Below are 23,143 nucleotides of genomic sequence, written 5' to 3'. Positions count from 1 at the left end.
CACGTCGAGCAAGCTTCTAGGAGTAACAAAGAATGACAACATTCTGGAGTCTGTACGTCACAGTCCTCAGTCTCGGTACGATCTTTTCCCTGACCTGGCTGCTGCTGTCGACCCGCAAGGGCCAGCGCAGTGAACAGACGGAAGAGACGGTCGGGCACTCCTTCGACGGGATCGAGGAGTACGACAACCCGCTGCCAAAATGGTGGTTCATGCTGTTCGTCGGCACCATCATTTTTGCCTTGGGTTACCTGGTGCTGTATCCGGGTCTGGGCAACTGGAAAGGCCTGCTGCCGGGGTACAACTACCTCGATAACGACAAGCAGACCGCGTTCGCCAACGGCCAGACCGGCTGGACCGGCGTGCACGAATGGGAAAAGGAAATGGCCCGTTCGGACGCCAAGTTCGGTCCGATCTTCGCCAAGTTCGCCGCCATGCCGATCGAAGAAGTCGCCAAGGATCCGCAAGCACTGAAAATGGGGGGCCGTTTATTCGCCTCCAACTGCTCGGTGTGCCACGGTTCCGACGCCAAGGGCGCTTACGGTTTCCCGAACCTGACCGACGCCGACTGGCGCTGGGGCGGCGAGCCGGAAACCATCAAGACCACCATCATGGGCGGTCGTCACGCAGTGATGCCGGCCTGGGCTGAAGTGATCGGCGAGCAAGGCGTTGCTGACGTTGCCGCGTTCGTGGTGAGCAACCTCGATGGTCGCAAGCTGCCGGAAGGCACCAAAGCGGATGTCGCCAACGGCCAGAAACTGTTCGCCGGCAACTGCGTGGCGTGCCACGGCCCGGAAGGCAAAGGTACGCCAGCGATGGGCGCACCTAACCTGACTCACCCGGCCGCGTTCATCTACGGTTCGAGCTTCGCGCAATTGCAGCAGACCATCCGTTACGGCCGTCAGGGCCAGATGCCTGCGCAGGAACAACTGCAAGGGAACGACAAGGTTCACTTGCTGGCCGCGTACGTTTACAGCTTGTCCCACGGTGAAAAAGCCCCGGAAGCGAACGCCGAGTAAGGCCAACGCTTGAAACAAAAAACGGCCCCGCCAACTCACATTGGCGGGGCCGTTTTGTTTTGTCCTTTCGGTGTTCGACCAATGGTGACGCTCTGCTGCAATTGAAGGTTGTCGGCTCTCCAAGTCGGTAGTAACGTTTCTACAAAATCTTTCGGGAGAGGTCCTCATGATGGCCATCACCACCATTTCCAGCCGTGAGTTCAATCAGGACACAAGCGGTGCCAAAAAAGCCGCGCTTCAGGGGCCGGTAATCATCACTGACCGTGGCAAGCCTGCCCACGTGCTGCTAAGCATTGAGGAGTACGAAAAACTGACCGGCACTAACGCAAGCATTGTCGATCTCCTGGTCATGCCCGAAGCGGCCGATATCGAGTTCGAAGCCGAGCGTGCCGTGATCACTCACCGCCCTGTGGATCTGTCCTGAATGTATTTACTCGATACCAATGTGATTTCCGAACTGCGCAAACCCAAGGCCGATAAAAACGTGGTGGCCTGGGCCAATACCGTGATTGCCCCTCGCCTGTTTATCTCGGCGATTACTTTGAAGGAGCTGGAAACCGGCGTCCTGCGCATGGAGCGCCGCGACCCGGTGCAGGGCAAGGTTTTGCGCAACTGGCTCAAGCGTCACGTCATGCCGGCGTTCGATGCGCGGATCCTGCCGGTGGATGCCGCCGTTGCCTTGCGCTGCGCCAGCCTGCATGTGCCGGACAACGCCAATGAAAGCGATGCACTGATTGCCGCCACGGCGTTGGTGCACGGGCTGACGGTGGTGACGCGCAATGTGGCTGATTTTGCTTCCTGCGGTGTGGCGTTGATCAATCCATGGGAGTGACGTCGCCCGCTCATATTTGGCAATTGAAATTCGCTGGGCACATCTGAAGACAAGCGATAACGTCTGAGTTCGACTGCAGCGACGCAGTTGAATACCGCAAAAATTATCAGACAAGGATGCTGAGTAATGACCCAACAAGACGCCCCCCTGACCATCGAACCGACCGCCCCGGACTGCCCCGTCGCACCCCCAAGCGTAGTGGCGGATGAAACAGATAGCGTGAGCAGCCTCTCAGTCGTCGACGACGACGCTGCTGACAGAAAAAGCGGCAGTGGTGGCCTCGACAGCCTCGGCGGTGGCCGACTGCCTTGATCGGTGAGTGAAAACAGGGCAGTGCCTGCACTGCCCTCCTCAGCTGTCACGATACCGGCAACAGCCATCGTCTATAGTCAATTGACCTGCATCATGCTTTGCTGCAATCGCTACACCATTCACGCTCTTCCCCCAACGCGACCAAAGGTCGCACCCTTGAGCTAGAGCGACAGGCGTATCATTGCGCCACTGCAATACCCCCTTTTGACCGCGGTTGGCACGTATCGACCGAGGCATTTTTCCACTGCCGTGGGATGCAATGATGAGCAACCAGATTCCGGTACACGACGTCACACCACCGAGCAAAAACGCGAGCAACAGCGTTGACCTTTACGCCTCACGAGAAAAAATCTACACCCGCGCTTTCACTGGCCTGTTTCGCAACCTGCGGATGATGGGCGGCGCCGCACTGTTTCTGCTGTATTTCGGTACGGTCTGGCTGAATTGGGGCGGCCATCAGGCGGTGTGGTGGAACCTGCCCGAGCGCAAATTCTTCATCTTCGGCGCTACCTTCTGGCCCCAGGATTTCATTCTGCTGTCCGGCCTGTTGATCATTGCCGCGTTCGGCCTGTTCTTTATCACTGTGTACGCCGGTCGCGTCTGGTGCGGTTATACCTGTCCGCAAAGCGTGTGGACGTGGATTTTCATGTGGTGCGAGAAGGTCACCGAAGGCGACCGCAACCAGCGCATCAAACTCGACAAGGCGCCGATGAGCGCCAACAAACTGCTGCGAAAAGCCGCGAAACACGCGATGTGGTTGTTGATCGGTTTTGTCACTGGCATGACCTTTGTCGGTTACTTCTCGCCAATCCGCGAACTGGTTTTTGAATTCTTCACCGGCCAGGCCGATGGCTGGTCGTACTTCTGGGTCGGTTTCTTCACCCTCGCCACCTACGGCAACGCCGGTTGGTTGCGCGAGCAAGTGTGCATCTACATGTGTCCGTATGCGCGCTTCCAGAGCGTGATGTTCGATAAAGACACGCTGATTGTTTCCTACGATCCGCGCCGGGGTGAAAGCCGTGGCCCGCGCAAAAAAGGCATCGACTACAAGGCGCAGGGCCTCGGTGATTGCATCGACTGCACCATGTGCGTTCAGGTCTGCCCGACCGGCATCGACATTCGCGACGGTCTGCAGATCGAGTGCATCGGTTGCGCCGCGTGCATCGACGCCTGCGACAGCATCATGGACAAGATGAATTATCCGCGCGGCCTCATCAGTTACACCACCGAGCACAACCTGTCCGGGCAGAAAACCCATAAACTGCGACCGCGCCTGATCGGCTATGCCGTGGTGTTGCTGGCGATGATCAGCCTGTTGGTGACCGCGTTCTTCATGCGCTCGCTGGTCGGTTTCGACGTCAGCAAGGATCGCGTGCTGTACCGCGAAAACGCTGAAGGCCGGATCGAAAACGTCTACAGCCTGAAGATCATGAACAAGGATCAGCGCGACCACACCTATGTGCTGGAAGCCAGCGGTCTGCCGGATCTGCGCCTGCAAGGCAAACGCGAGATCAAGGTGCCGGCCGGGGAAATTTTCAGTATGCCGGTTGAACTGTCGAGCGCCCCCGAACAACTGCCATCGAGCACCAACGAGGTGAAATTCATCCTCAAGGATGCCGATGACAACAGCGTCCACGTTGAAGCCAAGAGCCGATTCATCGGCCCACAAATCCGTTGAGAGAACTGAACATGCCCGCAGCAAACGCCGCAAGCCCTTGGTACAAGCACCTCTGGCCATGGATCATCATCGGGATTCTGGCCTGCTCGGTGACCCTGACCTTGTCCATGGTGACCATCGCGGTAAACAACCCGGACAACCTGGTGAACGACAACTACTACGAGGCCGGCAAAGGCATCAACCGTTCGCTGGATCGTGAGTTGCTCGCACAGAACCTGAAGATGCGCGCCAACGTGCATCTGGACGGCGTTACCGGCGAAGTTGATCTGCGTTTGAGCGGTGACAGTCAGCCGAAGACACTGGAACTGAACCTGATCTCGCCGACCCAGCCGGAGAAGGATCGCAAGATCGTCCTGACTCGCAGCGAATCTGAAACCGGCCGTTACCTCGGACAACTGAACGACAAGGTTGAAGGGCGTCGTTTTGTTGAGTTGCTCGGCAGTCAGGATGACCACGTGTGGCGCATGTTCGAAGAAGAACTGGTCAGCCACGACAAGGATCTGCTGCTGGGTGATGAACCCCTCCAGGGCGCGGAAGACCTGAAAAAATAAACAACTCCTGTGCCTGATCGTTCCCACGCTCTGCGTGGGAACGCAGCCAGGGACGCTCCGCGTCCCAGCCGAAGCGGACGCGGAGCGTCCGGGGAGGTATTCCCACGCGGAGCGTGGGAACGATCATCGGAACAAGTGCCATGACCAGCCCACTCCCCTGCTACCACTGCGCCCTGCCCGTTCCGTCGGGCAGCCGCTTCACCGCTGTCGTACTCGGGGAATCCCGCGAATTCTGCTGCCCGGGCTGCCAGGCCGTGGCCGAAGCCATCGTTGCCGGCGGCCTCGACAGTTATTACCAGCATCGCAGCGAAGCCTCGGCCAACCCCGAAGCGCTGCCGGTGCAACTGACCGACGAACTGGCGCTGTACGACCGTGCCGACGTGCAACAACCGTTCGTGCGCCATGCAGGCGATCTGGCCGAAACCACGTTATTGATGGAAGGCATCAGTTGCGCCGCGTGCGGCTGGCTGATCGAGAAACACCTGCGCACGCTGCCTGCCGTGGCCGAAGCACGACTGAACCTGTCCAACCATCGCCTGCACGTGAGCTGGGCCGATGCGCAGTTGCCGCTGAGCCAGATCCTCGCCGAACTGCGTCACATCGGTTACGCCGCCCACCCGTATCAGGCCGACCGCGCCAGCGAACAACTGGCCAGCGAAAACCGTCTCGCCCTGCGCCAGCTCGGCGTCGCTGGATTGCTGTGGTTTCAGGCAATGATGGCGACCATGGCGACCTGGCCGGAATTCAATATCGACCTCAGCCCCGAACTGCACACGATTCTGCGCTGGGTCGCGCTGTTCCTCACCACGCCGATCGTCTTCTACAGCTGCGCGCCGTTCTTCAAAGGCGCAATGCGTGATTTGCGCACCCGCCACCTGACCATGGACGTCTCGGTGTCGCTGGCCATCGGCAGCGCCTACATCGCCGGGATCTGGACGGCAATCACCGGGGTCGGTGAGTTGTACTTCGATGCGGTCGGTATGTTTGCGTTGTTCCTGCTCGCCGGGCGTTATCTGGAACGCCGCGCCCGCGAACGCACTGCGGCCGCCACCGCCCAGTTGGTGAATCTGTTGCCCGCGTCGTGCCTCCGTCTGGACGGTGACGGCCAGAGCGAGCGCATTTTGCTCAGCGAGCTGCGCACGGGCGACAAGATTCTGGTGCAGGCCGGATCGATCCTCCCAGCCGACGGCAAGATCATTGATGGCCAATCAAGCATCGACGAATCGCTGCTCACCGGCGAATACCTGCCGCAACCGCGCACGCTGGGCGATGCGGTCACCGCCGGCACCCTTAATGTCGAAGGGGCGCTGACGGTTGAAGTGCAGGCGCTGGGGCAAGACACGCGCCTGAGCGCCATCGTCCGCCTGCTTGATCGCGCTCAGGCAGAAAAACCGCGACTGGCCGAAATCGCCGACCGCGCCGCGCAATGGTTTCTGTTGCTGTCGCTGATCGCCGCTGCCGTCATCGGCCTGCTCTGGTGGGAGCTGGATTCCTCGCGCGCGTTCTGGATCGTCCTCGCCATGCTCGTCGCGACCTGCCCGTGCGCGCTGTCGCTGGCGACGCCGACCGCCCTCACCGCCGCCACCGGCACCCTGCACAAACTCGGTTTGCTGTTGACGCGCGGCCATGTGCTGGAAGGCCTGAATCAGATCGACACAGTGATTTTCGACAAGACCGGCACCCTCACCGAGGGCCGCTTGGTATTGCGTTCGATCCGTCCGCTCGGCGCAATGGACAGCGAGCAATGCCTGAGCCTCGCCGCCGCGCTGGAAAACCGTTCAGAACACCCGATTGCCCGAGCTTTCGGTCGCGCACCGCTGGCGGCAGAGGAAGTTCACAGCACACCGGGGCTCGGTCTCGAAGGTTTGGTCGGCGAACAACGCTTGCGCATCGGTCAGGCGCAATTTGTCTGCGCCCTCAGCGGCGCGGCAGCACCGACGATGCCGGACGAAGCAGGCCAATGGCTGCTGCTGGGCGACGCTCAGGGGCCGTTGGCGTGGTTCGTCCTCGATGACCGCTTGCGCGATGACGCCCCCGCCCTGCTCGCTGCGTGCAAGGCGCGCGGCTGGCGCACCTTGTTGCTATCGGGCGACAGCTCGCCGATGGTCGCCAGCGTCGCCGCCGAATTGGGCATCGACGAGGCCCGTGGTGGTTTGCGTCCTGACGACAAACTGCAAGTCTTGCAACAGTTGCACAAGGAAGGTCGCAAGGTGCTGATGCTTGGCGACGGCGTCAATGATGTGCCGGTACTGGCGGCGGCTGACATCAGTGTGGCGATGGGCTCGGCCACCGATCTGGCGAAAACCAGCGCCGATGCGGTGCTGCTGTCCAACCGCCTCGACGCGCTGGTTCAGGCCTTCACGTTGGCGCGGCGCACGCGTCGGGTAATCATCGAGAACCTGCTGTGGGCGGCGCTGTACAATGGCCTCATGTTGCCGTTCGCCGCCCTCGGCTGGATCACGCCGGTGTGGGCCGCGGTCGGCATGTCGATCAGTTCGTTGACCGTGGTGCTCAACGCTTTGCGCCTGACTCGCCTGCCGGGTTCGCCGCACGCCAGCACCCGTTCGGAAACCCGCCCGCTGCCGGCCTGAGCCGCGCGGGCATGGAGTACAGATGCCAGCTCTCTACGTGATGATCCCCGCCGCACTGCTGATCGTGGCCATCGCCGTTTACATCTTTTTCTGGGCGGTGGACAGCGGTCAGTACGACGACCTCGACGGCCCGGCCCACAGCATCCTGTTCGACGATCAGGATCCGCAACACACCGCTGCCGTCGACGAAGTCAACGCGACCAAACCGGACGACAAGGCCCCACCCCATGCTTGAACTGGCGCCACTGCTGGTCTCGGCGCTGATCCTCGGTTTGCTTGGTGGTGGCCATTGCCTGGGCATGTGCGGCGGCTTGATGGGCGCGCTGACCCTGGCGATTCCCAAGGAGCAACGCAGTCGGCGTTTTCGACTGCTGCTGGCGTATAACCTCGGGCGGATTCTCAGTTATGCCACGGCGGGATTGTTGATCGGTCTGGCGGGCTGGGCCGTTGCCAACAGTCCTGCGGCAATGTTCATGCGCGTACTGGCCGGTTTGTTGTTGATCGCCATGGGTTTGTACCTGGCCGGTTGGTGGAGCGGGCTGACGCGGATCGAAAGCCTCGGGCGCGGGTTGTGGCGGCACATTCAGCCAGTCGCTAACCGTTTGTTGCCCGTGTCGAGTGTGCCGCGTGCGTTGTTGCTAGGCGCGTTGTGGGGCTGGCTGCCGTGTGGACTGGTTTACAGCACGTTGCTGTGGTCGGCGAGTCAGGGCAATGCGCTGGACAGTGCGTTGTTGATGCTCGCGTTTGGCTTGGGGACGTGGCCGGTCTTGCTCGCCACGGGGCTTGCGGCAGAACGCGTTACTGCGCTGTTGCGCAAGCGCAGCGTGCGCATGACGGGTGGGCTGCTGGTCATCCTGTTCGGCATCTGGACCCTGCCCGGCCCGCATCAACATTGGCTGATGGGCCACTGAATCAACCCCAATGAAATTCCTGTACAGATCCATTGTGGCGAGGGGGATTTATCCCCGCTGGGTCGCGAAGCGGCCCCTTGCATTCTCCCGCCATACCCAGCAGTCAGGTTTTGCGACTGCTGCGCAGCCGAACGGGGATAAATCCCCTCGCCACAATAAATCTCATCATCACAGACTCTCTGCATCACCCACCACCCTTGATGCAAATCAAGTGCCTCATCGCCGCACCCCGATAGACTCCCCCCACACTGCCAGCCTATTCGGGGGAATGCCCGCATGCTCGACGCCATTCGTTGGGACTCTGATCTGATTCGCCGTTACGATCTCGCGGGACCGCGCTACACCTCGTATCCGACGGCCGTGCAATTTCACAGTCAGGTCGGCTCGTTCGATCTGTTTCACGCTCTACGCGACAGCCGCAAGGCCCTGCGCCCGTTGTCGCTGTATGTGCACGTGCCGTTCTGCGCGAACATTTGCTACTACTGCGCCTGCAACAAGGTCATCACCAAGGATCGCGGCCGCGCCCTGCCGTACCTGCAACGTCTGGAGCAGGAAATCCAGTTGATCGCCTGCCACCTCGACCCCGCACAAAAAGTCGAACAACTGCACTTCGGCGGCGGCACCCCGACCTTTCTCAGCCACGATGAACTGCGTCAGTTGATGGCGCACCTGCGCAAGCATTTCAATCTGCTGGATGACGATTCCGGCGATTACGGCATCGAAATCGATCCGCGCGAAGCCGACTGGTCGACCATGGGCCTGCTGCGGGAACTCGGTTTCAATCGCGTCAGCATTGGCCTGCAAGACCTTGATCCGGCCGTACAACGCGCAGTCAATCGCCTGCAAAGTCTGGAAGAAACCCGCGCAGTGATCGACGCTGCGCGCACCCTGCAATTTCGCTCGATCAACATCGACCTGATTTACGGACTGCCTAAACAGACCCCGGACAACTTCGCCCGTACCGTCGAGGAAGTCATCAGCCTGCAACCGGATCGGCTCTCGGTGTTCAACTACGCGCACCTGCCGGAACGCTTTATGCCGCAGCGGCGGATCAACGCCAGCGAATTGCCGAGCCCGGCACAGAAACTGGAGATGTTTCAGCGCACTACCGAACAATTGGTCGCCGCCGGTTACCGCTACATCGGCATGGATCACTTCGCCCTGCCCGATGACGAACTGGCGATTGCTCAGGAAGAGGAAACCCTGCAACGCAACTTCCAGGGCTACACCACCCATGGCCATTGCGATTTGATTGGTCTGGGGGTTTCGGCGATCAGCCAGATTGGCGACCTGTACTGCCAGAACAGCAGCGATCTGAACGAATACCAGAACAGCCTCGCCGCCGCGCAACTGGCGACCAGCCGTGGCTTGGTGTGCAACGCCGATGATCGGCTACGACGCGCGGTGATTCAGCAACTCATCTGCAACTTCAGTCTGGATTTCGCCGAGATCGAGCAGCAATTCAACATCGATTTTCAGGGTTACTTCGGCGCGCTTTGGCCACAACTGCAAGGCATGGCCAACGATGGCTTGATCACTCTGGATCGTGATCGCATCGCGATTCTGCCGGCGGGACGCTTGCTGGTGCGTTCGGTGTGCATGGTGTTTGACGCTTACCTGGAGCAGCAAAACCGCCAGCGTTTTTCCCGGGTGATCTGAGCGCCCACCAAAATGAACCAGTCCGGACAGCGACACTTTGCCAGCAGGCCAGACGCGCCACGCACTGGCCTGAACGTCCTCTTGTGGGTTACCCTTACGTCTTATGTGTGATTTCCCACAAGGATTAAAGAAATGTCCGAGCCAGTTAAACTGCGCGCTCATAACCAGGCTCATTGCAAGGATTGCAGCCTGGCCCCTCTCTGCCTGCCACTTTCTCTGAATCTGGAAGACATGGATGCGCTGGACGAGATCGTTAAACGTGGCCGCCCGTTGAAAAAGGGTGAGTTCCTGTTCCGCCAGGGCGACACATTCGATTCCGTTTTTGCAGTACGCTCCGGCGCCCTGAAGACCTTCAGCCTGAGCGATTCCGGCGAAGAACAACTGACCGGCTTCCACTTGCCAAGCGAACTGGTCGGCCTGTCCGGCATGGACACCGAGAAACACCCGGTGTCCGCTCAGGCGCTGGAAACCACCTCGGTCTGCGAAATTCCCTTTGAACGCCTCGACGAACTGGCCCTGCAATTGCCGCAGCTGCGCCGTCAGTTGATGCGCGTGATGAGCCGCGAAATCCGCGATGACCAGCAAATGATGTTGCTGCTGTCGAAGAAAACCGCCGACGAGCGCATAGCCACCTTCCTGGTCAACCTGTCCGCACGCTTCCGCGCTCGCGGTTTTTCGGCCAATCAATTCCGCCTTGCAATGTCGCGTAACGAAATCGGCAACTACTTGGGTCTGGCGGTGGAAACCGTGTCCCGCGTGTTCACTCGCTTCCAGCAAAACCAGCTGATCGCCGCCGAGGGCAAGGAGATTCACATCCTCGACCCGATCCAGCTCTGCGCGCTGGCCGGTGGTTCGTTAGAAGGCTGATCTCGATCCGCGGTTGAGCGAAGCGTTTCAGCCGCGGGTATACTGCGCCGTTTGCAGCCCTGCCAGGACACCTCGACGATGGTCTTCGACTCCTTCGACATCAAATCCCTGATCCGCCCCGTGATCGACTTCCCGAAACCGGGCGTGATCTTTCGCGACATCACCCCGCTGTTCCAATCGCCCACGGCCCTGCGCCTGGTGATGGACAGCTTCGCCCACCGCTACGTGGAAGCCGATTTCACCCACATCGGCGCGATGGATGCGCGCGGTTTTCTGATCGGTTCGGTACTGGCCTATCAGTTGAACAAGCCGCTGGTGCTGTTCCGCAAGCAAGGCAAACTGCCGGCGGACGTGCTCGCTGAAGGTTACGCGACCGAATATGGCGAAGCGTTTCTGGAAGTGCACGCCGATAGCCTGTGCGAAGGCGATTCGGTGGTGATGTTTGATGATTTGATCGCCACCGGCGGCACGCTGATTGCGGCGGCCAACCTGATTCGTCGCATGGGCGCGCGGGTGCATGAAGCGGCGGCGATTATTGACCTGCCGGAGCTGCAAGGTTCGCAGCGTCTGCAGGACATGGGCATCCCGACGTTTTGCCTGACGCAGTTTGCGTTGACTGACAAGTAATCAAGAGCAAAAGATCGCAGCCTTCGGCAGCTCCTACATTGGGATGTGCGTTTCCCTGTAGGAGCTGCCGAAGGCTGCGATCTTTTGACTTTAAAGCCCCATCTGCTTGCTGATGATCTCGTTCATCACTTCCCGCGTCCCGCCGCCAATCGACAAGATGCGGTTATCCCGATACAGCCGCTCCACCAGACTCTCGCGCATATACCCCAGCCCACCAAGAATCTGCACCGCCTCCGTGGTAATCCGATCCGAGGTGTCCGTGGCAAAGTTCTTTGCCATGGAAATCTCCTTGATCACACTCTGCCCCGCCGCCATTTTTGCCGCTTGCCGATAAGTGAATTCGCGCGACACCTCCAGCGCCGTAGCCATCTCGGCCAGTCGATGCTTGATCACCTGAAACTTGCCAATCGGTTTGCCAAAGGCTTCACGCTCGCGCGCCCACTTCAGGCTTTCTTCCAGCGCCAGTTGCGCGGTCATGTTGGCCATCAGCGCCAAGGCCAAGCGTTCGCTCTGAAAATTGCCCATGATGCAGGCGAAGCCCATGTTCTCGGCGCCGATCAGATTTCCTACAGGCACACGGCAATCGTCGAAGAACAATTCAGCCGTGTCCGACGCCCACCAGCCCATTTTCTTCAACTGACGGCCCACGGTGAAACCGGGCGTGCCCTTCTCGATCATCAACAGGCTGATACCACCGAAGCCTGGCGCACCGGTGCGTACCGCGACGGTGTAGAAATCCGCGCGCACGCCACTGGTGATAAAGGTTTTGCTGCCGCTGACCCGATAGACGTCGCCGTCACGCACGGCGCGGGTTTGCAGGTTGGCGACGTCAGAGCCGCCACCGGGCTCGGTAACTGCCAAGGCGCTGATCTTTTCGCCGCTGAGCACTTGCGGCACGACGCGGTCACGTACTTCAGGGCGCGCCCATTTGACGATCGGTGGCAGACCGATATCCAGCGAGCCAAGCCCCGCTACCAGGCCACCAGAGCCGCAGCGCATCAACTCCTCACTGGCGGCGACCTTGGCGAAGAGATCGCCTTCATGGCTGCCACCGAGCGCTTCCGGGTAGCCGATGCCAAGGATGCCGGCGGCGCCTGCCTTCAGGTACAGCTCACGGGGGAAGCTTTCGGCTTCTTCCCACTGGTCAATGTCCGGCAGGATCTCGCGTTCGACGAAACGTCTGACGCTGTCGCGGACTAATTGATGGCTTGGGTCGAAGTATTCCTGAAAGGCAGGCATGGGCGAGCTCCACGGAAGGATTCGCCGAACTTACCGAGCGCTTGCTTGGTTTACAAGATACAGAAGATCAAAAGATCGCAGCCTGCGGCAGCTCCTACATTGGAATGCGTTTCCCTGTAGGAGCTGCCGCAGGCTGCGATCTTTTGATTTTTATCAGAGGGAAATCGGTTTCCGCCCGGCAAATGAATGCGCCAGCGTGCCGCCATCTACCAGTTCCAGTTCGCCACCCAACGGCACGCCGTGGGCAATCCGCGAAGCGATCAGGCCTTTGTGCTGCAACAACTGCGCGATGTAATGCGCCGTGGCTTCACCCTCAACCGTAGGATTGGTCGCAAGGATCACTTCAGCAAACGTCCCCGCCTCTTCAATCCGCGCCATCAGTTGCGGAATACCGATCGCCTCAGGCCCGAGCCCGTCCAGCGGCGACAAATGCCCCTTGAGCACAAAATAGCGGCCACGGAAGCCAGTTTGCTCGACGGCGTAGACATCCATCGGCCCTTCGACCACGCACAGCAACGTGTCGTCGCGGCGGGTGTCGGCGCATTGCGGGCACAGATCGTCTTCGGTCAGCGTGCGGCACTGGCGGCAGTGACCGACCCCTTCCATGGCTTGGCTGAGGGCCTGAGCCAGACGCAGACCGCCGCTGCGATCACGCTCGAGCATCTGCAACGCCATGCGCTGGGCGGTTTTCTGACCCACGCCTGGCAAGGTGCGCAGGGCGTCGATCAGTTGGCGAATCAAAGGGCTGAAGCTCATGGGTAAAAAGTCCGACAAAACAACGAGACGCGGTTTATACCCGCGCCTCTGGCCAGCGTCAAATACTCAGTCCTGAGCGACCCGCACCACCAGTTTGCCGAAGTTGCGACCCTCCAGCAGACCGATAAACGATTCCGGCGCCTGCTCCAGGCCATCGACCACGTCCTCGCGGAATTTCACCTTGCCATCGCGCACCCACGGCACCATCGCGCTGATGAATTCCGGCTGACGATCGCCGTAGTCATCAAACACGATGAAGCCTTGAATGCGTACGCGTTTGGTCAGCAAGGTGCGTTGCAGCATCGGCAGACGATCCGGGCCTTTCGGAGCTTCAGAGGCGTTGTAACCGGCGATCAGGCCGCACAGCGGGATGCGCGCTTTGGGGTTGAGCAACGGCACGACCGCGTCGAATACGTGACCGCCAACGTTTTCGTAATAGATGTCGATGCCATTCGGGCACGCCTTGGCCAGTTGCTCGGCGAAGTCGTCAGCCTTGTGATCGATGCAGGCGTCGAAGCCCAATTCCTCGACCACGTATTTGCACTTCTCGGCACCGCCGGCGACACCGACCGCGCGCAGGCCTTTGATCTTGGCCACCTGGCCGACCACCGAACCGACAGCACCGGAAGCAGCAGCGACGACGAGGGTCTCGCCTTCTTTCGGCTGACCGATGTCCATCAATCCCATGTACGCGGTCATGCCGGGCATGCCCAGCACACCGAGGGCCATCGACGGGCTCGGCAACCCGGACGGGATCGGGATGATGTTGCGGCCATCGCTGATGCTGTGGCTTTGCCAGCCTGTGGCACCGACCACCAGATCGCCCTTATGAAACTTTGGATGACGCGAGTCTTCGACGCGACTGACAGCGCCGCCGGTCATCACCTCGCCGATTTCGACGGGCGCGGCGTAGGACGGTGCGTCACTCATGCGCCCACGCATGTAGGGGTCGAGGGACAGGTAGAGGGTTTTCAGCAGTATCTGGCCGTCTAGCAGATCGGGCAGCGCTTCGCGTTCGAGGCGGAAGTTTTCCGGGGTCGGCGCGCCAACCGGACGCGAGGCGAGGACAAAGCGTTGATTGAGGGTAAGAGGGTCGGACATGTCAGCGTCTCCTGTGAATGATGAATTCAGCGGGTATAGGGAGCAGACCGTTGAGGCGGTGGGGTGTTCGATGTTTCTTCAGGTGGACCGAGTCGACTTCTTCGCGAGCAAGCCCGCTCCCACATTCGACCGCATTTCTCCAGATGGAATGCAATCACCTGTGGGAGCGGGCTTGCTCGCGAAGGCGTCCGCATGACCAACACAGCTCTCCACCCGCCAGAAACAAAAATGCCAGGCGCAATGCCTGGCATTTTGTGTAGCTCATCTGCCGCCGATTGGCGAATCAGAATGGCAGTTTCATACCCGAAGGCAGGTTCATGCCGGCGGTCATGCCGCCCATTTTTTCCTGGCTGCTGGCTTCGATCTTGCGCACGGCGTCGTTGACGGCGGCGGCGACCAGGTCTTCGATCACTTCACGGTCGTCTTCGTCCAGACCCGGCAGCAGGGTCGGGTCGATGCTGACGCGCTTGAGGTCGTGACGACCGGTCATCACCACGGTGACCATATCGCCGCCGGCCTTACCGGTGACTTCGGCGTTGGCCAGTTCTTCCTGCATCTTGGCCATTTTTTCCTGCATCTGCTGCGCCTGCTTCATCAGGCCGGCCATGCCACCTTTCATCATGGGAATCACCTCAAAAGTACTTGGATCAAAACAGCGCCCGGCCATGGAGGCCGGGCACCTTCAGTTATTAGCCTTGGGCGACCAAGGCGTCGACAGGTTCAATAGTATCGTGTCGCACCACCGCGCCAAACTGCTGAACCATCTGCTGGATGAACGGATCGCCATGAATCGACTCCTCCGCTTCGCGCTGACGGTTGGCCCTGCGACGGGAGGCGGCCTGAGCCGGGGTCTCCTGCTCGGGTTTGATCAGCTCGATGGTCAGCGTCAGCGTACGACCGTGGAACTGGTTCAACGCATCGTTCAGACGTCGCTGCTGCGTGGCGTTGAACAGCGCACTGTGCGCCGGATCAAGGTGCATCAGCCAATGATCGCCATCAACCGCGATCAACGTACAGTTGGCGGCGATGCTGCCGGTCATGCCGGAGATCGGCAGTTTCGGGAACAGCTCCAGCCATTGCAAGGCCAGACCGGTGGCCGGCGCCGCTGCGGGCTCAGGCTCGGGTTCCGGCTCTGGGTCGGCGGCGTGTTCGCTGGCCAGTTCGTCGAGGTAGCTGTACGCCGAGTCCATGTCCGGTTCGATGTAATCCTCGTCCAGCGGCGGCTCGTCGTCCATGTCGGTGCCCGGGGTAGCGGCATCGACGTCGGCGACTGACGGCTCTGGAATTGGCGCGGCGGCCCACTCTGGTGCGTCAGGGACGACGCTGTCCGGGGTCGGCAACGGCATCGGCGGCAACTCGGGTTGCTCGGCGGCGGTTTCCAGCATGGGCTCGACGGCAGGTTGCTGAGCTGGCTCGGGTTCTGGCTCGGCCTCGGCTTCTACCGGGTCGTTCCACGGCAGATCGACAACGGCTTCGGCGACGACGGGCGCTGGCTCTGGCTCTGGCTCTGGCTCGGCAACTCGAGCAACAGGAGCAACCTGCGCAGGCTCTGGAGCCGGCGCAGGTGCTGTTACAGGAGCCGGCGTCGGGGTAACAGCCGCAGCAACCACCGGCGCAGGTTTAGGCGCGGCAGCCACTGAATTTGCGGAATCAACTGTGGCCTGGCTGATCCCCACTGGCTTTAGCGGTTGCCTCGGGGCGTCCGCCGTATCAGCCGGCCGGAAGGCCAGCATTCGCAGCAGCACCATTTCGAAACCACCGCGCGGATCCGGCGCCAGCGGCAAATCGCGGCGGCCGATCAGGCCCATCTGGTAATAGAACTGCACGTCTTCGGCCGGCAAGGCTTGCGCCAGCGCCAACACGCGATCGCGATCGCCATGCCCATTGTCGACGCCTTCCGGCAGCGCTTGAGCGATAGCGACGCGGTGCAGCACGTTGAGAATTTCCGAGAGCACGCCGTTCCAGTCCGGGCCCTGCTCGGCCAAGTGGCGCACCGCTTCAAGCAGCGCCTTGGCATCGCCTTCAATCAACGAATGCAGTACGTCAAAGACCTGACCGTGATCCAGCGTGCCGAGCATCGCCCGCACGTCGGTGGCGAGCACCTTGCCTTCACCGAAAGCAATGGCCTGATCGGTCAGGCTCATGGCGTCACGCATCGAACCGTCAGCGGCGCGACCGAGCAGCCACAGCGCGTCGTCTTCGAACGGCACGCTTTCGGCGGTCAGAACGTGGGTCAAATGCTCGACCACACGCTCCGGCGTCATGTTCTTCAGCGAGAACTGAAGGCAGCGCGACAAAATCGTTGCCGGAAGTTTCTGCGGGTCGGTGGTCGCCAGGATGAACTTGACGTAGGGCGGCGGTTCTTCGAGGGTTTTCAGCAGCGCATTGAAGGAATGGCTGGAAAGCATGTGCACTTCGTCGATCAGGTAGACCTTGAAGCGCCCGCGGCTCGGCGCGTACTGCACGTTGTCGAGTAGCTCGCGGGTGTCTTCGACCTTGGTGCGGCTCGCGGCATCGATCTCGATCAGGTCGACAAAGCGGCCTTCGTCGATTTCACGGCACACCGAGCACTCGCCGCACGGGCTGGAAGTGATACCTGTCTCACAGTTCAGGCATTTGGCAATGATCCGCGCAATCGTGGTTTTACCCACCCCGCGCGTCCCGGTAAACAGGTACGCGTGGTGCAGCCGCTGGCTGTCCAAGGCATTGATCAGAGCTTTGAGCACATGGGTCTGGCCGACCATTTCGCGGAACGAGCGCGGACGCCATTTACGTGCAAGAACCTGATAACTCATCGAAAACCGTCGCAGCGAAGGAAGCAGAAGCGGCTAATGCTAGCGGAGCAAGGGCAAAATTGCATCCGATGTCCTCGTCTAATGTGGCTAAGCTCCATCAGCAGAGGCTTTTATCGGCTCAGGACAGGGAATTACCGGAGCGTTTATGCGTTGGGCCGTGGGGGCACTGCTGGGATTCAGCCTGAGCGTGGCGGCCGCAGAGCCACCGCTGCGCTTTGCCATGCCCGACAGTTGGGCGATGCCGATGGTGCAATACGAACGCGGCCGCCCGACCCAGGGCATCCTCTACGACATCATGCTCAGCCTCGCCACCCAGGTCGGCGCGCCGGCCGAGTTTCACGTGCTGCCGCGCGCCCGGGTGCAGAGCGCCATGGAGCACGGCGAGATTGATGTTCGCTGCTATGCCGCACAGTCGTGGCTGCCGAATCAGTCGGGGGATTACATCTGGAGTCTGCCGCTGTTGTTCCAGCGTGATCTGTTAGTCAGTCGCAAGGATCAGCCCGGCAGCATTAACCCTGCCACCCTGCCCCGCCAATCCATCGGCACCGTGCTTGGTTACATCTACCCTACCCTGCAGCCGTTTTTCGACACCGATCGCTTGCACCGCGAAGATGCGCGCAATCAGGAGCAGGTTTTGGAGAAGTTACTGGCCGGGCGTTATCGCTATGCGGTGAGCAATCAGTGGACGCTGGACTGGTTTAATCAGCGCCTGACGCCGGAAAAGCAATTGCAAGCGGTGGCGGTGTTGCAGGAGCAGAAGGTCGGTTGCTACGTGAGGAATGACCCGAAGGTGCCGGTGCAGCGGATCTTGCGCACGTTGTTGCGGATGAAAATGTCGGGGGAGATTGATGAGATTATCCGGCTTTACACCGGCCAGTCCGACAACACCCCATAACTGTGTAGGAGCAAGGCTTACCCGCGAAGGCGGTGTGTCAGTGAAAAAATGTAAACCTGACACACCGTCTTCGCGGGCAAGCCTTGCTCCTACAGGATCTTTGTCAGCGGGGGATTTGTTTCGTTTTGGAAAATCGCAGACACAAAAAAACCGCAGTGGGTGAAACCCATGCAGTTCTGGTTGAAGCGTTCGATTGTTCGTTAAGGTGGCGACCCCACCAGCCACACCCCGGCACACAATGTTCCCGCTGTGGCTGCTGCCTTCCGGCTCTGACCAGGTTCACGGGTAATCGTTGCGGGGGGACCGATGGGGTCACCATAACGACGCTTGCCTGTCGGCGAGCCGCGCCATTGTACCTATCTGAGACGAAGTTACAACCGTTGGTTTCAGATTAAAAATATGAACAAGGTCAAGGACATAAAGTTCGCAGCCTGCGGCAGTGCCCACATGGATCCGCATTCACCTGTAGGAGCTGCCGAAGGCTGCGATCTTTTGACGTTAGATGGCCAGCACCTCGTCTGCCCTGCCGCCCGCCTGCTGGATCACCAGATGAATAAAGTGCAGCTTGGCAATCGCAGCCGCCGGCAGCACGAACGGGTAAAAATCCGGCTGACCCATGCTGCGTGACAATTCATTGAGCATGCCGGCCAACTCGATCCACGCATTAACAAACGCCAGGAACGCCTCGCCACCGGGATGCTGCGGGTCGTACAGCGTGCTGCTCGGAAACGGCTGGTAATCGAAATCCATTTCCCGCGCGCTCATGCCAAACCCCAGCGCCGTGTCCACCGCGTCCATCATGTGCAGGTAATGCGCCCAGGTTTCCGCCCAGTCTTCCCACGGGTGCATGGTCGCGTAGGCGCTGACATAGTGCTGAGGCCAGTCGAGGGGCGCGCCTTGTTGGTAATGACGATCGAGCGCCTCGGCGTAACTGGCGCGCTCGTCGCCGAACAGGTTACGGAATGAATCGAGCCACGGGCCGTTGGCGATCAGCCGATCCCAATAGTAGTGCCCGACCTCATGCCGAAAATGCCCGAGCAGCGTGCGATACGGTTCATGCATCTGCGCCCTCACCCGCTCGCGGTGGGCGTCGTCGGCTTCTTTGATGTCGAGGGTGATCAGGCCGTTGGCGTGGCCGGTCATCGGCGCATTGCCTTCGAGGTCGACGCCGAGGAAATCGAAAGCGAGGCCGCTGTCTTCATCGACGGTTTTCGGGATGACCTGCAAGCCAAGAGTGATCAGTTGCGCGACGAGGCGGCGCTTGGCGATTTCGACCTTGCGCCAGCGCTCGGGATTTTCCGGGTCGGACAGGTCGGGGATGGTGCGATTGAGGCTGCAAGCGACGCACAAGGCATTGTCGACGTTGGCCGGCAGCAGCCAGTTGCACGCGGCGGGCGTGTCGAGGTTGGCGCAGCGGCGAAACAGGCCTGCGTCGGGATCAGCATCCAGCGTCCAGGTGCCGTTCTCCACACCGGGCGACAGGGAGGTGATGCGGCTTTCTTCCGGCTGATAGCCGAGCAAAGCATTGCAGGCCAGGCACTGGCTGTTGCGAAAGAACAACGACTGGCCGCAGCGGCACGGCCAGACTTTGCTGTTGCGCGAAGATTCGCCCATGAACGGCGCGATGATGCGAGAACTGAGTTGCTCGAAAAAACGGTGCATGGCGATCTCTCCCTGGGGCTTGCAGAGACTAGATCATTCTGGCGCGATGATCGTTCCCACGCTCTGCGTGGGAATGCATCCAGTGACGCTCTGCGTCACAGCGGACGCGGAGCGTCCGGGGCGGCATTCCCACGCGGGAGCGTGGGAACGATCAAAGTGATAACACCATTGTGGCGAGGGGATTTATCCCCGATGGGTTGCGAAGCGACCCCAAATCCATACGACGCGGTTAATCAGGTGTACCGCGTTGTCTGGTTTGGCGACGACTGCGTCGCCGAACGGGGATAAATCCCCTCGCCACAGGGTTTTGTGTCAGACCTGAAGGCCATGGGTTTTGTATCAGACCTGAAGGCCATGGGCTTTGTGTCAGACCTGAAGGCCATGGATTTTGTGTCAGACCTGAAGGCCATGGGTTTTGAGGAAGGCGATAAAGGTTTCTTCGTCCATCACTTTTACGCCCAGCTCATTGGCTTTGGTCAGTTTCGATCCGGCACCGGGGCCTGCAACAACGCAATGCGTTTTCGCCGAAACCGAACCAGCAACCTTCGCCCCCAGGCTTTCGAGGTGATCTTTAGCCACATCCCGGCTCATCAACTCGACCTTACCCGTCAGCACCCAGGTCTCGCCAGACAACGGCAAGCCTTCGACGACTTTCTTCTCGCTCTGCCAGTGCATGCCGAAATCACGCAGCTGTTTTTCGGACGCCTCAGCCAGTTGCCGATTCTCCGCGACCGCAAAAAACTCGCGAACCGAATTCGCCTGTTTCTCCGGCAACGCCTGACGCATGTCCAGCCAGTCGGCGTTCATCACCGCTTCCAGCGAACCAAACTTGTCCGCCAGTTTCTGCGCCCCGCCCGGGCCGACCGAAGGAATGTGCAGCTTGTCGAGGAAACCGCCGAGCGTGGTGCTGGCCGCAAACTCTGCGCCCAACTCGCCCTGATCCTGAATCTGCAAACCATGCCCAAGCAGCTCAGTGATCACCTGCTGGTTATGCGCATCTTCAAAGAAGCTGTGAATCTCGTGCGCCACTTCCAGACCGACATCCGGCAGGTACGTCAGCACTTGCGGCAGCGCCTGCTGCACGCGCTCCAGCGAACCCAGCGAGCGCGCCAGTACCTTGGCGGTCTCCTCGCCGACATCGGGAATGCCCAGCGCATAGATGAAACGCGCCAGCCCCGGCTGCTTGCTGTCTTCGATGGCCGCCAACAGCTTGTTACTGGAGACCTCGGCAAAGCCTTCCAGATCGACGATGTCGTCGAACTTCAGCGCATACAAATCGGCCGGCGAACTGACCAGACCTTCATCGACCAATTGCTCGACGCTCTTATCGCCCAAGCCTTCGATGTCCATCGCCCGGCGCGAGACGAAGTGAATGATCGCCTGCTTCAGTTGCGCGCCACAGGCCAGTCGACCCACGCAGCGATACACCGCGCCTTCGCTGACGGTTTCCTTGCCCTTGCTGCGCTTGATCAGCTGTGTGCGCTCGACGTGCGAGCCGCACACCGGGCAGCTCTCCGGGATCGCCACAGGTCGGGCGTTGTCCGGACGACGCTCCAGCACCACTTGCACCACTTGCGGAATCACGTCACCGGCACGGCGAATGATCACGGTGTCGCCGATCATCAGGCCCAGACGCGCGACTTCGTCCATGTTGTGCAGCGTGGCGTTGGCTACGGTGACACCGGCAACCTTGACCGGTTTCAGACGTGCCACTGGGGTGACGGCACCGGTTCGTCCGACCTGGAATTCCACGTCGAGCAGTTCAGTGAGTTCTTCCATCGCCGGAAATTTATGCGCGATCGCCCAACGCGGTTCGCGGGCACGGAAGCCCAGCTCACGCTGATCGGCAATGCTGTTGACCTTGAACACCACGCCATCGATTTCATAGGTCAGCGCGTTACGGCGTGCGCCGATGTCGCGGTAGTAATCCAGGCATTCGTCGATGCCTTTTGCCAGTTTCAGCTCATGGCTGATCGGCATGCCCCACTTCTGCAATTGCTTGAGGTTGCCGATGTGGGTGTCGGAAATGTCGTGGGAGACCTGGCCGATGCCGTAGCAGCAGAATTCCAGCGGACGGTTGGCGGTGATCTTTGAATCGAGCTGACGCAAGCTGCCGGCGGCGGCGTTGCGCGGGTTGGCGAAGGTCTTGCCGCCGACTTCCAGTTGCGAGGCGTTGAGGCGCTCGAAACCGGCCTTGGACATGAACACTTCACCGCGCACTTCCAGGGTCGGCGGCCAGCCTTCGCCGTGCAGCTTCAGCGGAATGTTGCGCACGGTGCGCACGTTGACGCTGATGTCTTCGCCGGTGGTGCCGTCGCCGCGTGTGGCGCCGCGCACCAGCACGCCGTCCTGATAGAGCAGGCTGACCGCCAGGCCATCGAGTTTCGGTTCGCAGCTGTATTCCACCGCCGCGCCGCCGCCGAACAAATCGCCGGCAGGGATATCCAGACCTTCGGTGACGCGACGATCGAACTCGCGCATGTCGCTTTCTTCGAAGGCGTTGCCGAGGCTGAGCATCGGCACTTCGTGACGCACCTGAGTGAACGCGGTGAGCGCCACGCTGCCGACGCGCTGGGTCGGCGAGTCGCTGGTGATCAGTTCCGGACTGGCCGCTTCCAGCGCCTTGAGCTCGTGGAACAACCGGTCGTACTCGGCGTCCGGAATGCTCGGCTCGTCGAGGACGTGGTAACGGTAGTTGTGCTGATCGAGTTCAGCGCGCAGCTCGAGAATGCGGTTTTTGGCGGCGGTCATGGGTGTTCTCTCATAAAGCAAAAGAGCAGCCGAGGCTGCTCAATCTTTTAATCATTGTAGGAGCAAAGCTTGCTCGCGATGGCGTCCTTGAGATCGCTTCGCGAGCAAGCTCTGCTCCTACAGGTCTTAGCGCTTCTGGGTCAATGCGCGGCGTTCGAATTCGACGATGCGCTGACGGTAGTGCTCGATGGTCTGTGCAGTCAGCACGCTGCGCTGGTCATCTTTCAGCTCGCCGTTGAGTTCCTGCGACAGCTTGCGGGCTGCGGCGACCATCACGTCGAAGGCTTGCTTCGGATGACGCGGGCCTGGCAGGCCGAGGAAGAAGCTCACCGCCGGGGTGCTGAAATGGTCGATGTCGTCCAGATCAAAGATGCCCGGTTTCACCGCGTTGGCCATCGAGAACAGCACTTCACCGTTGCCGGCCATGCTTTCGTGACGGTGGAAAATATCCATCTCGCCAAAACGCAGACCGCTTTCCAGAATGTTCTGCAACAGCGCCGGGCCTTTGAAGCCGGCGGCGTCACGGCAGATCACGCTGATCACCAAAACTTCTTCAGCTTGTGGCTGATCTTTTTCGACCACGGCCGGTGCAGGCTTGCTGTCGTCGGCGAAATCATCGTCGCGGCTGCTGAAGCTCGGGCCGTCGTCCAGATCCAGATCGAGGTTCAAGTCACCTTGCGCCGAACCTTTGCTGCCACGCTTGCCACGTTTGTTGCCGGAATCGCGAGGCTCGCGTGCTTCGCGGGCCGGCATGCTCACCGACGGCAAATCGTGTTCGTCCAGCTGCGGTTCTTTGTGCGTGTCCAGCACGCGGGCCGGGCCCAACAGCTCAGCGCTGGTGTCCTCGTCCGGCAGGTTGGACAGACTTCGGTCAAGACGGAACTTCAGTTTTCCCTTGCC

Annotated in this window: 21 protein-coding genes and 1 other RNA gene; 13 read left to right on the top strand and 9 right to left on the bottom strand. The window is 60.5% G+C overall.

What is annotated here, in order from left to right; all coding sequences use genetic code 11:
* The first annotated feature begins 32 nt into the window (after nucleotides 1-32).
* The 12 genes from ccoP to ACIP1X_RS22435 all read left to right on the top strand — a co-directional run bounded on the left by ccoP (nucleotide 33) and on the right by ACIP1X_RS22435 (nucleotide 11,044).
* On the top strand, nucleotides 33-1,016 hold the full coding sequence (gene ccoP, locus ACIP1X_RS22490) for a cytochrome-c oxidase, cbb3-type subunit III (RefSeq protein ID WP_053118790.1): 984 nt from the start codon (nucleotides 33-35) through the stop codon (nucleotides 1,014-1,016).
* A gap of 169 nt (nucleotides 1,017-1,185) precedes the next feature.
* Complete coding sequence (locus ACIP1X_RS22485; protein WP_178124190.1) at nucleotides 1,186-1,440, top strand: type II toxin-antitoxin system Phd/YefM family antitoxin; 255 nt, start codon at nucleotides 1,186-1,188, stop codon at nucleotides 1,438-1,440.
* Nucleotides 1,441-1,848: a type II toxin-antitoxin system VapC family toxin gene (locus ACIP1X_RS22480; RefSeq protein ID WP_400755172.1), complete on the top strand. Its 408-nt coding sequence runs from the start codon at nucleotides 1,441-1,443 to the stop codon at nucleotides 1,846-1,848.
* 126 nt (nucleotides 1,849-1,974) lie between these two features.
* Nucleotides 1,975-2,160 carry a hypothetical protein gene (locus tag ACIP1X_RS22475; RefSeq protein ID WP_400755170.1) on the top strand — a complete coding sequence of 62 codons (186 nt, stop codon included), beginning with the start codon at nucleotides 1,975-1,977 and terminating at the stop codon, nucleotides 2,158-2,160.
* 262 nt (nucleotides 2,161-2,422) lie between these two features.
* Nucleotides 2,423-3,838, top strand: coding sequence for a cytochrome c oxidase accessory protein CcoG (gene ccoG / locus ACIP1X_RS22470; protein ID WP_159813744.1), 1,416 nt, complete (start codon nucleotides 2,423-2,425; stop codon nucleotides 3,836-3,838).
* An 11-nt stretch (nucleotides 3,839-3,849) separates the two neighbouring features.
* Complete coding sequence (locus tag ACIP1X_RS22465; protein ID WP_212544359.1) at nucleotides 3,850-4,389, top strand: FixH family protein; 540 nt, start codon at nucleotides 3,850-3,852, stop codon at nucleotides 4,387-4,389.
* 140 nt (nucleotides 4,390-4,529) lie between these two features.
* Complete coding sequence (locus ACIP1X_RS22460; RefSeq protein ID WP_400755168.1) at nucleotides 4,530-6,980, top strand: heavy metal translocating P-type ATPase; 2,451 nt, start codon at nucleotides 4,530-4,532, stop codon at nucleotides 6,978-6,980.
* Between the two features lie 22 nt (nucleotides 6,981-7,002).
* Nucleotides 7,003-7,215: a cbb3-type cytochrome oxidase assembly protein CcoS gene (gene ccoS / locus ACIP1X_RS22455; protein WP_053118779.1), complete on the top strand. Its 213-nt coding sequence runs from the start codon at nucleotides 7,003-7,005 to the stop codon at nucleotides 7,213-7,215.
* On the top strand, nucleotides 7,208-7,891 hold the full coding sequence (locus tag ACIP1X_RS22450) for a sulfite exporter TauE/SafE family protein (RefSeq protein ID WP_282355310.1): 684 nt from the start codon (nucleotides 7,208-7,210) through the stop codon (nucleotides 7,889-7,891). The genes ccoS and ACIP1X_RS22450 overlap by 8 nt, the downstream gene beginning before the upstream one ends.
* A gap of 276 nt (nucleotides 7,892-8,167) precedes the next feature.
* Nucleotides 8,168-9,550: an oxygen-independent coproporphyrinogen III oxidase gene (gene hemN / locus ACIP1X_RS22445; RefSeq protein ID WP_400755167.1), complete on the top strand. Its 1,383-nt coding sequence runs from the start codon at nucleotides 8,168-8,170 to the stop codon at nucleotides 9,548-9,550.
* 132 nt (nucleotides 9,551-9,682) lie between these two features.
* Nucleotides 9,683-10,417 carry a fumarate/nitrate reduction transcriptional regulator Fnr gene (gene fnr, locus ACIP1X_RS22440; RefSeq protein WP_053118774.1) on the top strand — a complete coding sequence of 245 codons (735 nt, stop codon included), beginning with the start codon at nucleotides 9,683-9,685 and terminating at the stop codon, nucleotides 10,415-10,417.
* A 78-nt stretch (nucleotides 10,418-10,495) separates the two neighbouring features.
* Nucleotides 10,496-11,044 (top strand): adenine phosphoribosyltransferase, encoded by a 549-nt coding sequence (locus ACIP1X_RS22435; protein ID WP_024012326.1) that lies wholly within the window; start codon nucleotides 10,496-10,498, stop codon nucleotides 11,042-11,044.
* Nucleotides 11,045-11,134: 90 nt separating this feature from the next.
* Here ACIP1X_RS22435 and ACIP1X_RS22430 read toward each other — a convergent pair whose 3' ends face one another.
* The 5 genes from ACIP1X_RS22430 to dnaX all read right to left on the bottom strand — a co-directional run bounded on the left by ACIP1X_RS22430 (nucleotide 11,135) and on the right by dnaX (nucleotide 16,935).
* Nucleotides 11,135-12,283, bottom strand: coding sequence for an acyl-CoA dehydrogenase family protein (locus ACIP1X_RS22430; protein ID WP_400755166.1), 1,149 nt, complete (start codon nucleotides 12,281-12,283; stop codon nucleotides 11,135-11,137).
* Between the two features lie 153 nt (nucleotides 12,284-12,436).
* Nucleotides 12,437-13,039 carry a recombination mediator RecR gene (recR, locus tag ACIP1X_RS22425; protein WP_400651643.1) on the bottom strand — a complete coding sequence of 201 codons (603 nt, stop codon included), beginning with the start codon at nucleotides 13,037-13,039 and terminating at the stop codon, nucleotides 12,437-12,439.
* A 66-nt stretch (nucleotides 13,040-13,105) separates the two neighbouring features.
* Nucleotides 13,106-14,140: an NADP-dependent oxidoreductase gene (locus tag ACIP1X_RS22420; protein ID WP_400755164.1), complete on the bottom strand. Its 1,035-nt coding sequence runs from the start codon at nucleotides 14,138-14,140 to the stop codon at nucleotides 13,106-13,108.
* A 283-nt stretch (nucleotides 14,141-14,423) separates the two neighbouring features.
* Complete coding sequence (locus ACIP1X_RS22415; protein WP_400755163.1) at nucleotides 14,424-14,762, bottom strand: YbaB/EbfC family nucleoid-associated protein; 339 nt, start codon at nucleotides 14,760-14,762, stop codon at nucleotides 14,424-14,426.
* Between the two features lie 67 nt (nucleotides 14,763-14,829).
* The gene (dnaX, locus tag ACIP1X_RS22410; RefSeq protein ID WP_400755161.1) at nucleotides 14,830-16,935 is read right to left on the bottom strand and encodes a DNA polymerase III subunit gamma/tau; all 2,106 of its coding nucleotides are present in this window, start codon (nucleotides 16,933-16,935) and stop codon (nucleotides 14,830-14,832) included.
* A gap of 145 nt (nucleotides 16,936-17,080) precedes the next feature.
* Between dnaX and ACIP1X_RS22405 the strand changes: the two genes are divergently transcribed.
* Nucleotides 17,081-17,830 carry a substrate-binding periplasmic protein gene (locus ACIP1X_RS22405; protein ID WP_400755159.1) on the top strand — a complete coding sequence of 250 codons (750 nt, stop codon included), beginning with the start codon at nucleotides 17,081-17,083 and terminating at the stop codon, nucleotides 17,828-17,830.
* Between the two features lie 212 nt (nucleotides 17,831-18,042).
* Here ACIP1X_RS22405 and ffs read toward each other — a convergent pair.
* The 4 genes from ffs to zipA form a co-directional block, all read right to left on the bottom strand.
* Nucleotides 18,043-18,139: signal recognition particle sRNA small type (gene ffs / locus ACIP1X_RS22400), an RNA gene on the bottom strand.
* A gap of 189 nt (nucleotides 18,140-18,328) precedes the next feature.
* A complete protein-coding gene (locus tag ACIP1X_RS22395; RefSeq protein WP_400755157.1) occupies nucleotides 18,329-19,492 on the bottom strand; it encodes a putative zinc-binding metallopeptidase in 1,164 nt (387 codons plus the stop codon).
* A gap of 393 nt (nucleotides 19,493-19,885) precedes the next feature.
* A complete protein-coding gene (gene ligA / locus ACIP1X_RS22390) occupies nucleotides 19,886-22,243 on the bottom strand; it encodes an NAD-dependent DNA ligase LigA (RefSeq protein WP_400755155.1) in 2,358 nt (785 codons plus the stop codon).
* 126 nt (nucleotides 22,244-22,369) lie between these two features.
* The coding region (gene zipA / locus ACIP1X_RS22385; RefSeq protein WP_400755153.1) for a cell division protein ZipA at nucleotides 22,370-23,143 on the bottom strand (774 nt) is incomplete at its 5' end.

This window comes from Pseudomonas sp. NPDC088885, assembly GCF_044750025.1.
GTDB classification, from domain to species: Bacteria; Pseudomonadota; Gammaproteobacteria; order Pseudomonadales; family Pseudomonadaceae; genus Aquipseudomonas; species Aquipseudomonas rustica.
The sequence above is the reverse complement of the archived record's forward strand: the minus strand, read 5'-3'. Positions and strand labels throughout refer to the sequence as shown.